This window comes from Kitasatospora sp. NPDC005748 (assembly GCF_040630735.1).
Classification (GTDB): Bacteria; Actinomycetota; Actinomycetes; order Streptomycetales; family Streptomycetaceae; genus Kitasatospora.
The window spans coordinates 34,098-47,176 of record NZ_JBEXYD010000029.1; the positions used below are offsets into that span (position 1 = coordinate 34,098).

Annotated in this window: 10 protein-coding genes; 6 read left to right on the top strand and 4 right to left on the bottom strand. The window is 73.8% G+C overall.

All coding sequences use genetic code 11. The features are described 5' to 3' along the window. Positions 1-4: 4 nt before the first annotated feature. Together ABZ495_RS21275 and pdhA are read right to left on the bottom strand one after the other, a co-directional pair. Entirely contained in the window at positions 5-967 is a 963-nt protein-coding gene (locus ABZ495_RS21275; protein WP_329492182.1) for an alpha-ketoacid dehydrogenase subunit beta, read from the bottom strand. Positions 968-1,050: 83 nt separating this feature from the next. Further along, entirely contained in the window at positions 1,051-2,193 is a 1,143-nt protein-coding gene (gene pdhA / locus ABZ495_RS21280) for a pyruvate dehydrogenase (acetyl-transferring) E1 component subunit alpha (protein ID WP_359805842.1), read from the bottom strand. A 147-nt stretch (positions 2,194-2,340) separates the two neighbouring features. Between pdhA and ABZ495_RS21285 the strand changes: the two genes are divergently transcribed. Next, entirely contained in the window at positions 2,341-2,802 is a 462-nt protein-coding gene (locus ABZ495_RS21285; RefSeq protein ID WP_329488850.1) for an Lrp/AsnC family transcriptional regulator, read from the top strand. Between the two features lie 426 nt (positions 2,803-3,228). Here ABZ495_RS21285 and ABZ495_RS21290 read toward each other — a convergent pair whose 3' ends face one another. Further along, entirely contained in the window at positions 3,229-3,813 is a 585-nt protein-coding gene (locus tag ABZ495_RS21290; protein ID WP_329488849.1) for a TetR/AcrR family transcriptional regulator, read from the bottom strand. Positions 3,814-3,939: 126 nt separating this feature from the next. Between ABZ495_RS21290 and ABZ495_RS21295 the strand changes: the two genes are divergently transcribed. The 3 genes from ABZ495_RS21295 (at position 3,940) to ABZ495_RS21305 (ending at position 8,737) form a co-directional block, all read left to right on the top strand. Beyond that, entirely contained in the window at positions 3,940-5,208 is a 1,269-nt protein-coding gene (locus ABZ495_RS21295; protein ID WP_329488848.1) for a hypothetical protein, read from the top strand. A 148-nt stretch (positions 5,209-5,356) separates the two neighbouring features. Beyond that, positions 5,357-7,057, top strand: a complete 1,701-nt coding sequence (gene paaN / locus ABZ495_RS21300) for a phenylacetic acid degradation protein PaaN (protein ID WP_359837440.1) — start codon at positions 5,357-5,359, stop codon at positions 7,055-7,057. 150 nt (positions 7,058-7,207) lie between these two features. Beyond that, positions 7,208-8,737: an FAD-dependent monooxygenase gene (locus tag ABZ495_RS21305; protein ID WP_359837443.1), complete on the top strand. Its 1,530-nt coding sequence runs from the start codon at positions 7,208-7,210 to the stop codon at positions 8,735-8,737. A gap of 41 nt (positions 8,738-8,778) precedes the next feature. On the opposite strand, the gene ABZ495_RS21310 is transcribed toward ABZ495_RS21305, so the two are convergent. Then, entirely contained in the window at positions 8,779-9,345 is a 567-nt protein-coding gene (locus ABZ495_RS21310; RefSeq protein WP_329488845.1) for a CGNR zinc finger domain-containing protein, read from the bottom strand. A 262-nt stretch (positions 9,346-9,607) separates the two neighbouring features. On the opposite strand from ABZ495_RS21310, the gene ABZ495_RS21315 reads away from it, so the two are divergent. Both ABZ495_RS21315 and ABZ495_RS21320 read left to right on the top strand, forming a co-directional pair. After that, a complete protein-coding gene (locus tag ABZ495_RS21315; RefSeq protein WP_359805851.1) occupies positions 9,608-11,767 on the top strand; it encodes a protease pro-enzyme activation domain-containing protein in 2,160 nt (719 codons plus the stop codon). 243 nt (positions 11,768-12,010) lie between these two features. After that, positions 12,011-13,057: a hypothetical protein gene (locus tag ABZ495_RS21320; RefSeq protein ID WP_359805853.1), complete on the top strand. Its 1,047-nt coding sequence runs from the start codon at positions 12,011-12,013 to the stop codon at positions 13,055-13,057. Positions 13,058-13,079 lie beyond the last annotated feature (22 nt).

Below are 13,079 nucleotides of genomic sequence, written 5' to 3' on the forward strand. Positions count from 1 at the left end.
ATCCTCAGGCCTCCCACTGCAGCCGGGCGACCGCGTCCAGGATCCGGTCCACCCCGGGGAGGTGGTGGTGCTCCAGCATCGGCGGCGGGTACGGGATGTCGAAGCCGGTGACCCGCAGCACCGGGGCCGCCAGGTGGTGGAAGCAGCGCTCGGTCACCCGGGCGGCGATCTCCGCACCGGTGCCGCCGAAGCCGGTCGCCTCGTGCACCACCACGGCCCGGCCGAGCGAGCGCACCACCCGGCAGACCGTCTCGTCGTCGAACGGGACCAGGGTGCGCAGATCGAGCACCGCGAGGTCCCAGCCCTCGGCCTTGGCCGCCTCGGCCGCCTCCAGGCAGACCGGCAGCGAGGGGCCGTAGGTGATCAGCACCGCCGACGTCCCGGTCCGCCGCAGGACGGCCCGTCCGATCGGCTCGACCGGCGCCGCCGGGTCGAACTCCGCCTTGCCCCAGTAGAGCCGCTTGGGCTCCAGGAAGACCACCGGGTCGTCCGAGGCGATCGAGGCCCGCAGCAGCCCGTAGGCGTCCGCCACCGTCGCCGGGGTGACCACGTGCAGCCCGGGGGTGCTGGTGTAGTAGGCCTCGGAGGCGTCGCTGTGGTGCTCGACCCCGCCGATGCCGCCGCCGTACGGGATGCGCACGGTGATCGGCAGCGGCAGCCGCCCGGCCGTGCGGTTGCGCATCTTGGCGACGTGCGAGAACAGCTGCTCCAGCGCCGGGTACGCGAAGGCGTCGAACTGCATCTCGACCACCGGGCGCAGCCCGTACATCGCCATGCCGATCGCGGTGCCGAGGATGCCGGCCTCGGCCAGCGGGGTGTCCAGGCAGCGGTCGGCGCCGAACTCGGCGGTCAGGCCGTCGGTGATCCGGAAGACGCCGCCGAGCGCGCCGACGTCCTCGCCGAGCACGTGCACGGCCGGGTCCGCGCGCAGGGCGTCCCGCAGCGCGGAGTTGAGCGCCTGCGCCATGGTGGCGGTGCGCGGACCGGCCGGGGCGGGTCGCGCGGCGGGCCGGCCGAGGGTGGCGGCGGGCGACGGTTGGGCGGTGTTGCTCATGGGTGCTGCACCTCGGCCTCGGCGGCCAGCTCGGCGGACAACTGGGCTGCCTGCTCCCGCAGTTGCGGGGTCGGCTCGGCGTACACATGGGCGAACAGCGCCATCGGGTCCAGCTCGGCGTCGGCGTGGAACTCGGCCCGCATCCGGGCCGCCAGAGCCTCCGCCTCGTCCGCCGACTCCTGCACCAGGGCGTCGTCCAGCAGGCCGATCCGGCGCAGGTGCCGCTCCATCAGCAGGACCGGGTCGTGCTCCCGCCAGGCCGCCACCTCGGTGTCGTCCCGGTAGCGGGTGGCGTCGTCGGCGTTGGTGTGCGCCTCGACGCGGTAGGTGAGCGCCTCGACCAGGGTCGGGCCGCCACCGGTCCGGGCCCGCTCGACCGCCTCGGTCAGCACGCTGTGCACGGCGGGCGCGTCGTTGCCGTCCACCAGCCGGCCCGGTATCCCGTAGCCGACCGCCTTGTGGGCGAGCGTCGGTGCGGCGGACTGCGCGGTGAGCGGGACGGAGATCGCGTACCCGTTGTTCTGGACCAGGAAGACCACCGGGGCGTTCAGCACCGCGGCGAAGTTCAGCGCCTCGTGGAAGTCGCCCTCGCTGGTACCGCCGTCGCCGAGCAGCGCCAGCGCGACCACCGGGTCGCCGCCCAGCCGGGCGGCGTGCGCGAGGCCGACGGCGTGCGGGGCCTGGGTGGCCAGCGGGGTGCAGAGCGGCGCCGTCCGGGTGGCCAGCGGGTCGTAGCCGGTGTGGGCGTTGCCGCGCAGCAGGGTCAGCGCCTCCAGCGGGTCGACGCCGCGGGAGACCACCGCGAGGGTGTCGCGGTAGCTCGGGAAGAGCCAGTCCTGCTCGCCGAGCGCCAGCGCGGCGGCCACCTGGCAGGCCTCCTGGCCGGTGGACGCCGGGTAGACGGCCAGCCGGCCCTGCTTGGTGAGGGTGGTGGCCTGCTGGTTGTAGCGGCGGCCGACCACCAGGCGGCGGTACAGCTCGCGCAGCAGCGCGGGGTCGTACTTCTCCAGCTCGGGGGTGCCGAGCACGCGGACCGGTGAGGCGTCCGGAAGCAGCGGGGCCGGGTCGCTGCGCGGGGCGGTCGCCCCGGGCAGCCAACCGGGCACCGCCGTGTGGTGTCTGTGATCGAGAACGGTCATCTCGGGCACCTCCAGGGGTAGCGGGGGCTCCCTACCGATTGTTCGGTCGTCTGTTCATCTTGACCAGAAGCGTGACAAGGTGGTGGACAATCGGCCCGGGTGGCGGTCGACTGGTGGCAGTGCGTCCAATCCGTGGGGGTGGGGGTCATGTCGGCTGAACAGACGTCCAGACTCGACCGTGTCGACCGGGCGATCCTGCGGCTGCTGCAGCAGGACGGTCGCGCCTCGATCCGCTCGGTGGCCGAGCGGGTGCACGTGTCCCGGGCGAATGCGTACGCCCGGATATCCAGGATGGTCGAGGACGGCGTCATTCGCGGCTTCACCGCCCGCGTGGACCACGAAAAGGCAGGTCAGGGCGCATCCGCCTACGTCACCCTGAAGATCGTGCAGAACTCCTGGCGGACGGTCCGCGAGCAGCTGCTGGAGCTGCCCGGCGTCGCGCACATCGCGCTGGTGGGCGGAGACTTCGACGTGCTGCTGCTGGTGCACACCGCCGACAACCACGCGCTGCGCGAACTGGTGCTGGGCAGCATCCAGTCCATCCCCCAGGTGCTCGGCACCCGCACCATGCTGGTCTTCGAGGAGACCGACCAGGTGCCGCCGCTTTGATTGGGCGCCCGCTCGCCTCCGGGGCGCTCGACCCGGCGCCGACGGTCGGCGCTCAGTGTCCTCGCCCGCTCGCCTCCGGGGCGCTTCGACCCGGCGCCGACGGTCGGCGCTCCAACGCCCCTCGTTCCTCGGGGCGTCCTCGCTTCTCCCTTTCGGCACCGGCGCGCCCCTTCGGCTCGGGGCGCACTGGGGCGGGGTGGCCGTTGGGAGCCCGGCGGAGCGCCCCCTGGGCCGGGTAGTGCCGGGGCGGGGCGCCCGTTGGGAGCCCGGCGGAGCGCCCCCTGGACCCGGGCAGTGCCGGGGCGGGGTGACCGTTGGGGGACCGGCGGGCGCCCCCGGGCCCGATGAGGGCCCGAGCCGGGTGCCCTTTCGGGACGGGTGGGTGGCCCTTTGGCGCGGACCTTCCGGCCCCGGCCCCTCCCGGTGCTACCGGGCGCGGAGGCCGTCGAAGGCCAGGTGGACCACCGCGTCCGCGACGCCGTCGGCCGCCTTCACGCCGGGCCGGTACCACTCCACGATCGAGTTGATCATGCCGAAGAGCAGCCGGGTGGCCAGCCGCGGCTCGACGTCCGCCCGCAGCGAGCCGTCCGCGACGGCGGCCCTCAGCAGCTCGGCCACCTGGTGGTCGAAGTCCCGGCGGCGCTCCAGCGCCCACTGCTCGGTCACGGTGTTGCCCCGCACCCGCAGCAGCAGGGTGACGTACGGCAGCTCGGTGAGCAGCACCTCCGCGGTGCGCCGCACCACGTGCTCCAGCCGCTCCACCGCGGGGCCCTCGACCGCGCCCGGTTCGGCGAGGATGCCGAAGAGCCCGTCCAGGGCCCGCCCGACGGCCAGCCGGAGCAGCTCCTCCTTGCCGCGGACGTGGTGGTAGATCGAGGACTTGGAGATCCCGGCCGCCCGGGAGAGGTCCTCCATCGAGGTGCCGTCGTAGCCGCGCTCGTTGAAGACGTCGACGGTCACCGCGAGCAGCGACTCCACGGTGTAGGCGGTACGCGTGGTGTGATCGGCCATCCTCCGAGTATCCCCGGCCCCGCTGCGCCCGATGCGCCCGGGTCCATTGGTCCGCACCAGCGGCGCGGCCGACGGCCTAGAATCTGCGGACCAGCGTCCACGGCCAGCAGGGTGGGGTCCAGTCTCATGAGCGCAATACCGGCAGTCGCCTCCGACGTGCCCGAGCAGCGCAGCGAGGAGCCGGGGGACGCGGCGCGGGCCGACTGGCGCGAGCGCGGCCGCGCCCTGGTCCTGCGCTTCGGGCCGGCCGTGTGGTGCTACGCGGTGCTCAAGCTGATCGGCTTCACCGTCTTCATGAAGCTGCTCTCCTTCTCGGGCGACTACGTCAAGAAGCACCCGCGGTTCGGCGGCGGCGCGAACCCCTGGGACGTGCTGGCCAGCTGGGACGGCTGGTGGTACCAGCAGATCGCCCAGTTCGGCTACCACCCCGCGCTGGTCCCCGTCCCGGGCGGCCTCCCCGGCTTCACCGTCGAGCAGAACTCGGCCGCCTTCTTCCCGCTCTACCCGGGGCTGATGCGGCTGGTCTCGGACGGCACCGGGCTCGGCCTGTACGGCGCCGGGATGCTGGTCTCGGTGGTGGCCTCGCTGTTCGCCGCGGCCGGGATCTACGCGGTGGTGGACCAGCTGGCCGGCCCGCGCGCGGGCGTGATCGCGGCCGGGCTCTGGGCGATCGCCCCGGGCTCCGGCGCCGAGTGGGCGCTCTACTCCGACTCGCTGTTCGTCGCGCTGGCGGCCTGGGCCTGCTACTGCGTGATGACCGGGCAGTGGATCGCCGCCGGTGTGATCACGCTGGTCGCCGGCCTCAACCGGCCGACCTCGGCGGCCCTGATCGGCGCCGTCGGCCTGGCCGCGCTGGTCGAGCTGTACCGGCGGGGGAGCGGCGTCGCCCGCCCGGTGGCCGCGATGCTGCTGGCCCCGCTCGGCCTGCTCGGCTACGTCGGCTGGGTGGGCTGGCGGACGGGCGAGTGGGGCGGCTACTTCAAGCTCCAGCACGACGCCTGGCTGCACTACTTCGACTTCGGCCACGGCACCTTCGAGGCGATCCGCGGCGTCCTGCTGGGCCGTTCGGACTACCCGTTCGCCTGGCCGGTGACCGACCTGCTGGCCACCCTGATCGTGCTGACCCTGCCGGTGCTGATCGTGCTGCTGGTCCGGCTGCGTCCGCCGCTGGTGCTGACCGCCTACACGCTGGCCACCATCGTCTCGGTGCTGGGCAGCCTGGGGATCTTCGGCAACACCTCGCGCTACCTGCTCCCGGCCTTCCCGCTGCTGATCGCCCTGGCGGTGGCCATGCGCAAGCTGAGCTGGCCGGTGCTGGCGACGGTGCTCGGCACCGGCGCGATCGCCTCCGGCTGGTACGCCGGGTACGTCATCTTCGAGCTCGGCATCCCGTAGACCGGTACCCCGCTCCGCCCCGGGGGCGCGTCCGCTGCGGACGCGCCCCTGCGCGTTCTCCGGATCCGATCCGCACACCCTCTTGAGCCGACCGATCGTTCGGTTACTCTGTGACGTGTCCCGTCCTCCCCTCTGAGGAGCGCACACCATGTCCGCAGCGGTCACCCACCCCCTCGTCGCCGAGCTGGTCGAACGCCACCAGGCCACCCTGGACGCCGCGCTCGCCGCCGCCGCGTCCCGCGACTACTGGTCGCCCTACCCCGAGTTCCCGAAGGCCTACGGCGAGAGCGGCGCCGCGGACGGCAAGGCCGCCTTCGAGGCGCTGCTGAACCTCCCGTTCGCCCTCGACGGCCACCCGGCCGACGGCGACCTGATCGGCGGCGAGGCGTCCCCGTACGGCGTCGAGATGGGCATCGGCTACCCGCACGCCGACGCGGACACGCTGATCGCCGCGCTGCTCGCGGCCCGGCCCGGCTGGGCCGCCGCGACCCCGCTCACCCGGGCCGCCGTCTGCCTGGAGATCCTGGCCCGGATCAACGCGCGCTCCCACGAGTTCGCGCACGCGGTGATGCACACCACCGGCCAGGCCTACGGCATGGCCTTCCAGGCCGGCGGCCCGCACGCCCAGGACCGCGGTCTGGAGGCGGTCACCTACGCCTACGCCGAGCAGACCCGGCTGCCCGCCAGCGCCGGCTGGACCAAGCCGCAGGGCAAGCGCGACCCGCTGGTGATGACCAAGGAGTTCACCGTCGTCCCGCGCGGCCTCGCGCTGCTGATCGGCTGCAACACCTTCCCCACCTGGAACGGCTACCCCGGTCTGTTCGCCTCGCTGGCCACCGGCAACCCGGTACTGGTCAAGCCGCACCCGCGCGCCGTGCTGCCGCTCGCGCTGACCGTGCGGACCGCCCGCGAGGTGCTCGCCGAGGCCGGCTTCGACCCGAACCTGGTCTGCCTGGCCGCCGAGCACGAGGGCGGCACCGTCGCCCAGACGCTCGCCGTCCGCCCCGAGGTCAAGCTGATCGACTACACCGGCTCGACCGCCTTCGGCGACTGGCTGGAGGAGAACGCGCGCCAGGCCGAGGTGTACACCGAGAAGGCCGGCGTGAACACCGTGGTCGTCGACTCCACCGACGACTACCGGGGCATGCTGGGCAACCTGGCCTTCTCGCTCTCGCTCTACAGCGGCCAGATGTGCACCACCCCGCAGAACCTGCTGATCCCGCGCACCGGCATCGACACCGACCAGGGCGCCAAGTCCTACGACGAGGTGGTCACCGACCTCGCCGGCGCGATCGAGGGCCTGCTCTCCGACGACGCCCGCGCCACGGCCGTGCTCGGCGCCGTGGTCAACCCCGGTGTGCTGCAGCGCTCGGTCGCCGCGGCCGGCGGCGAGTACGGCGAACTCGCCCTCGCCCCGCGGGTGGTGACCTCCACGGAGTTTCCCGCCGCGACCGTCCGCACCCCCGCGCTGGTCAAGCTGGACGCCGACAAGCCGGACGACCGCGCGGTCCTGCGCGACGAGTGCTTCGGCCCGGTCTCCTTCGCCGTCGCGGTGGAGTCCACCGCCGCCGCGGTCGAGCTGCTGCGCGACACCGTCCGGACCCAGGGCGCGATGACCGCCTCCGGCTACACCACCTCGCCCGAGGTCGAGGCCGCGCTGGTCGAGGCCGCGCTCGACTCCGGCGTCTCGCTCTCGCTCAACCTCACCGGCGGCGTGTACGCCAACCAGACCGCCGCCTTCTCCGACCTGCACGGCACCGGCGCCAACCCGGCCGCCAACGCCGCCTACTGCGACGGCGCCTTCGTCGCCAACCGGTTCCGCACCGTGGAGATCCGCCGCCACAGCTGAGCCGATCCGGTTCCGGGCCCCGGCGGTGCCACGCCGGGGCCCGGTTCCGTCCCGCGGGAATTCACAGCCCCGCCCGCGCCAGCGATGATGGAGGCCGGGAGGGCGCCCGGACCGGCGTCCAACCTCCGTCCGAGCACCGGGAGCTGACACATGACCGCGAAGCAGACCGTCACCGACGTCCTGATCGTCGGGGCCGGACCGACCGGCCTGCTGCTGGCCGGGGACCTCGCCACCGCCGGGATCCGGGTCACCGTCCTGGAGAAGCGCGACACCGAGTCCAACCTCACCCGGGCCTTCGCGGTGCACGCCCGCAGCCTGGAGCTGCTGGACGCCCGGGGCCTGGCCGACGACCTGATCGCCACCGGCCGCCCGCTCAGCTCGCTGCGGCTCTTCGACCGGCTCCGGGTCGACCTCGCCGCCCTGCCGAGCCGCTTCCCGTTCGTCCTGATCACCCCGCAGTACCACACCGAACGCCTCCTCCAGGAACGCGCGCTGAAGGCCGGCGCGACCCTCCTGCGCGGCGCCGAGGTGGTCGGGCTGCGGCAGGACGCCGAGGGCGTCACCGTCGAGACCCGCCCCCGCGCCCGCAGCGGGGAGGCGCCCGCGGACGGCACCACCGAGACCCACCGGGCCGCCTACGTGGTCGGCACCGACGGCGTCCGCTCCACCGTCCGCGACCTGCTCGGCATCCCCTTCCCCGGCGAGTCGGTGGTCAACTCCGTCGTCCTGGCCGACGTCCGGCTGGACCGCGCGCCCGACGAGTTGCTGACCGTCGGCGCCGGCGAGGGCGGCTTCGCCTTCCTCGCGCCGTTCGGCGACGGCTGGTACCGGGTCATCGCCTGGGACCGCGCCGAGCAGCACGCGGACGGCGCCCCGCCCTCGCTGGAGCGGATCGCCGAGATGACCCGCACCGCCCTCGGCGAGGACTACGGGCTGCACGACGCCCGGTGGAGCTCCACCTTCCACAGCGACGAGCGGCAGGTGCCGAACTACCGCTCCGGCCGGGTCTTCCTGGCCGGCGACGCGGCGCACTGCCACTCCCCGGCCGGCGGCCAGGGCATGAACACCGGTCTCCAGGACGCCGCCAACCTCTCCTGGAAGCTCGTCGCCGCCGTCCGCGGCCACGCCACCGACGCCCTGCTGGACACCTACCAGACCGAGCGGCACCCGGTCGGCAAGTCGGTGCTGCGCACCTCCGGCGCGCTGATCCGGCTCGCCCTCGCCCAGTCCGCTCCCACCCGGGTGCTGCGCGGCGCCCTCACCACGCTGGCCGACCACCTGGACGTGGTCGCCGAGCGCGGCGCCCGGACGGTGTCCGGGATCGGCATCCGCTACGCGGCGCCGAAGGACGCCCACCCGCTGGCCGGCCGGCGCGTGCCGGACCTGCGGCTGACGGCCCTGGAGGAGGCCCAAGAGGACGGGCCGGCCGCGCCCGAGCGGCTCTACGAGGCACTGCGCGCGGGCACGTTCGTGCTGGTCAGCAATGACCAGCTGCCCGCCGCCGAGCCGTGGGCGGGCCGGCTGCAGGCCGTCGCGCCGGCCGACCCGCACGGCAAGCTGCGTGACACCGTGCTGCTGGTCCGCCCCGACGGCTACGCCGCCTGGGCCGCCGTCGACCCGGGCCAGGGCGAGGTCCGCGCCGCGCTGGCCCAGTGGCTCGGCGCCCCCGACCAGAGCTGAGGACCGCGTGCGGGGGCGGTTCACCGCCCCCGCCGCCGGCCCTAGGCGCGCGCCTTCTCGTAATGCCGGGCCGCTTTCGCGCGGTTTCCGCACACCGCCATCGAGCACCACCGCCGGCGGCCGTTCTGCGATGTGTCGAAGAAGTGCAGAATGCAGGCCTCGTGGGCACATTTCTTGATCCGGAGGGTGCCCCGGGCGAGCAGGTCGAGGAAGTCGTCGACCGCCAGCCAGGCCGCCAGCCACTGCGGCCCGTCCACCTCGACGTGCGCCGCCGGCCCCGCCGGACCGAGCTCGCGCCGCAGCCGCCCGTGCCGCAGCACCTCGTTCAGACCGGCCGCCGCGGGCGCCGTCACCTCACCCCGGGCGTCCAGGTCCCGGACCGCCGCGGCGAGCGCCTCCCGGGCCTGCCGCAGCGCCACGAGCCCCGCGTCGTCGGCCTCGCAGCGGTCCGCCAGCCCGGCGGAGGAGAGCCAGACCCCGAAGCCGTCCGGCCGGTCCAGCAGGTCGTTCACCGGGCTGCCCGCCCACCGCGTGTTGAGCAGGTCGAGCGCGAGCGGCTCGCCGGTCAGCGGGCGGGGGTCGCGCGGGTCTGCCGTCCGGTCGGTCATCGGATACTCCCTCGGTCTCGCCCGGTACCCGATTCTACGTCGCCCGCGGCCGCCGAATCGGGGCGGTCCGGAGCGTGAATTCCGGCCGTTAACTGTATGAAGACGCCTCCATTCCGTTCTCCACAGTTGACTGTTCTTTAGCAACGAATTGCTTGACCATAAGCCAATTCCCGGAACCGCTCTGTCATGTTCTAGCCAGCGTTTCACCCCAGAGACGCCCTGGCCCCTGCCGGCCCCCACATGCCGGCCAGAGGAGGATTCCGTGCGCCCTCGCTCCCTCGCCCTCGTCGCGGCACTCGCCGTCCTGCCGCTGTCCGCGGTCTCGCTCGGCGTGACCGCCGCGCAGGCCGCCCCGGCCCCCAACGCCGCCGCGCCGCGCGTCTCGCTGCCGAACACCGTCACCCCCGCGGTGGCCCGTTCCGAGAAGAAGGGCGACGTCCCCGCCGAGCAGCAGCTCTCCGTCGCGGTCAGCCTGAAGCTGCGCGACACCGCCGAGCTGGACCGCTTCCTCGCCGCGATCGCCACCCCCGGCGCCCCCGAGTTCGGCACCCACCTGACGCCGCAGCAGTTCACCGACCGGTTCGGCCCGACCCAGGCCGCCGTCGACCAGGTCCGCGGCTACCTGACGGCCCAGGGCCTGACCGTCTCCGCCGTCAGCGACAACCGCCAGGTGGTCGACGCGCACGGCACCGCCGAGCAGATCGCCAAGGCCTTCGGCACCCACGAGAGCGCCTACCTGGACCCGCAGCAGCAGCGCACCTTCTTCGCCAACGACGCGGCGGCCTCCGTGCCGGCCGACCTCGCCGGCGTGGTGCAGGGCATATCCGGCCTGAACAACCACACCGTTCGCACCACCCGCAACGTGAAGCCGTCCACGCCGGCCGCACCGAACGCGGTCACCGCCGCCCCCAGCGGCTTCGGCCCGAGCCAGTACGACGGCGCGTACAACCTGAACAAGACCGGCGCCGACGGCACCGGCGTCAGCGTCGCGCTCTGGGAGTTCGACGGCTACAGCTCCAACAACCTGAAGACGTACGACAGCCAGTACGGGCTCACCGGCCCGGCCGTCTCCACCGTGTCGGTGGACGGCGCCAACTACGACTCCTCCCCCGGCGAGGGCCAGGGCGAGGTCGAGCTGGACAGCGAGATCGTGCGCGGCGTCGCCCCCAAGGCGACCCAGCTGGTCTACGAGGCCCCCAACAGCGACCAGGGCGAGATCGACATGGCCGCCAAGATCGTCGCGGACAACCGGGTCTCGGTCATCTCCATCTCCTGGGGCTCCTGCGAGCCCGACACCACCGCCTCCTCCATGACGGCGGTCGACAACTCCTTCAAGCAGGCCGCCGCCCAGGGCATCTCGATCTTCTCGGCCTCCGGCGACGACGGCTCGCGCGACTGCACCCGCTCCACCAGCGGCTCCTCCGTCAAGGCGGTCGACTTCCCCGCGTCCAGCCCGCACCAGACCGGCGTCGGCGGGACCAACCTGAAGGTCTCCGGCAGCGCCTACTCCTCCGAGAGCGCCTGGAGCACCGCCGGCGGCGGCGTCTCCACCGTCTTCGCCAAGCCGAGCTGGCAGACCGGCACCGGGGTGAGCGGCACCATGCGCACCGTCCCGGACGTCTCCTCCAACGCCGACCCGGCCAGCGGCTTCGCCATCTACACCGCCGGCGGCTGGCAGGTCTACGGCGGCACCAGCGCGGCCGCCCCGCTCTGGTCCGGCTACGCGGCGCAGTTCAACCAGAAGGCCAAGGCCGCCGGGCAGCCCGTCCTCGGTGAGGCCAGCCCGCGGCTGTACGCCGTCGCCAACGGCAGCGGCTACGGCACCACGTTCCACGACGTGACCACCGGCAAGAACCAGGACTTCTCCACCAAGGCCGGCTACGACCAGGTCACCGGCTGGGGCAGCCCGATCGCCGACGCCCTGGACGCGGCGCTGCTCGGCGGCACCACCACGCCGCCCACCGGCGGCTGCACCGCGGCCCAGCTGATCGGCAACGGCGGCTTCGAGACCGGCACCGCCGCGCCGTGGACGGCGTCCACCGGCGTCGTCGACAACGCCTCCGGCGAGGCCGCGCACGCCGGCTCCTGGAAGGCCTGGCTGGACGGCTACGGCAGCGCCCACACCGACACCCTGGCGCAGACCGTGTCGATCCCGGCCGGCTGCAAGGCCACGCTCTCCTTCTGGGTGCACGTCGACACCGCCGAGTCCGGCTCCACCGCGTACGACAAGCTGACCGTCCAGGCCGGCTCGACCACGCTGGCCACCCTGTCGAACGCCAACGCGGCCACCGGCTTCGTCCAGAAGTCCTTCGACCTGTCGGCCTTCGCGGGCCAGACGGTGACGGTCAAGTTCACCGGCACCGAGGACGCCTCGCTCAAGACCAGCTTCGTGATCGACGACGCCGCGCTCAGCGTCTCCTGATCACCTCCGCGACCCCACGCCGTCGGGGCGGTCCGCACCGGGACCGCCCCGACGGCGTGTTTCCGTTCTGTTTCAAGATCGATAACCCTGTGGCCCACCCCTCGTGACCACTGTCATACGCACGACTGATGACGTAGCCTCTCGACCGTGCATAGGGTTCCCCACAGCTCGGTGAAGCCGTTCACGGCGCCCTCCGGCGCCGGACCGACCGCGCCGAACCCGCTTGCTGGGGAAGGTAACCGCATGGGCTCACAACACCCCCAGGACGCCCGGCTCCGGCTGGTCGGACCGCGCCCCGGCGCGCCCGCACCCGCCGCCGTGCCCCCCGCCACGACCGTCACCACCGCCGCGACCGCCACCACACCCGCCGCCGCCCCGGGCGCCGGCCGGCCCGCCCCCGCCGGGGGCTTCGCCGACACCCTGCACCTGGCCATCGAGGCCAGCGGCCTGAGCCTCGACCGGATCCGCGCCGCTCTCGCCCAACGCGGGGTCAGGGTCAGCGTGACCACGCTGAGTTACTGGCGGCGCGGCCGCAGCCAGCCCGAGCGGGCCAGTTCGCTGCGCGCCGTCCACCTGCTGGAGGAACTGCTCGGCCTGCCGCACTCCACCCTCTCCGCCCTGCTCGGCCCGCCGCGCCCGCGGGGCCGCTGGGCCGCCGCCGCCAACACCGCGCACCTGCGGCTGGAGGACGTCTGGCCGGGCGAGCAGCAGATCGCCGAGGTCTTCGCCGAGCTGGACGCCCCGCCGGTCGGCGAGCTGGAGCGGCTCTCCATCCACGACTCGTACTACGTCGACGCCGAGCGCCGCGGCAACCTGCTGCGGATGCGCCAGGTGGTCCGCGCCACCGTCGGCGGCGTCGGCCGCTGCCTGGTGGTGCACAAGGCCGACGAGGAGGCCACCGGCTGCCCCGAGATCACCTCGGTCCGGCACGGCCGCCTCGGCCGGGTCCGCCGCAGGCCGAAGGCCGGCCTGGTGGTCGGCGAGCTGATGCTGGACCGCCCGCTCGGCCACGGGGACAGCACGGTCTTCGAGTACGAGGTGGAGATCCCGCCCGGCGGCCCGACCATGGAGTACAGCCGCCGGTTCGCCATCCCGGTGCGCGAGTACGTGCTCCAGGTGCACTTCGACCCGGCGGCCGTGCCCGTCCACTGCGAGCGCTACGACCGCGCTCCGGGCGAGGACGTCGACCGCCGCCGCGAGCAGCTGTGGATCGGTGCCTCGGCCAGCGCCCACGTGCTCGCCCCCGACCAGCAGCCCGGCCACGTCGGCATCCGCTGGGAGTGGGAGTAGCGGGGCGCACCCCGCGGCGGGG

Bases quoted from the DNA above. Each gene is read 5' to 3' on its own strand.
- ABZ495_RS21275 (WP_329492182.1), bottom strand. From the start codon at position 967: ATGGCGCAGGCGCTCAACTCCGCGCTGCGGGACGCCCTGCGCGCGGAC.
- pdhA (WP_359805842.1), bottom strand. From the start codon at position 2,193: ATGACCGTTCTCGATCACAGACACCACACGGCGGTGCCCGGTTGGCTG.
- ABZ495_RS21285 (WP_329488850.1), top strand. From the start codon at position 2,341: ATGTCGGCTGAACAGACGTCCAGACTCGACCGTGTCGACCGGGCGATC.
- ABZ495_RS21290 (WP_329488849.1), bottom strand. From the start codon at position 3,813: ATGGCCGATCACACCACGCGTACCGCCTACACCGTGGAGTCGCTGCTC.
- ABZ495_RS21295 (WP_329488848.1), top strand. From the start codon at position 3,940: ATGAGCGCAATACCGGCAGTCGCCTCCGACGTGCCCGAGCAGCGCAGC.
- paaN (WP_359837440.1), top strand. From the start codon at position 5,357: ATGTCCGCAGCGGTCACCCACCCCCTCGTCGCCGAGCTGGTCGAACGC.
- ABZ495_RS21305 (WP_359837443.1), top strand. From the start codon at position 7,208: ATGACCGCGAAGCAGACCGTCACCGACGTCCTGATCGTCGGGGCCGGA.
- ABZ495_RS21310 (WP_329488845.1), bottom strand. From the start codon at position 9,345: ATGACCGACCGGACGGCAGACCCGCGCGACCCCCGCCCGCTGACCGGC.
- ABZ495_RS21320 (WP_359805853.1), top strand. From the start codon at position 12,011: ATGGGCTCACAACACCCCCAGGACGCCCGGCTCCGGCTGGTCGGACCG.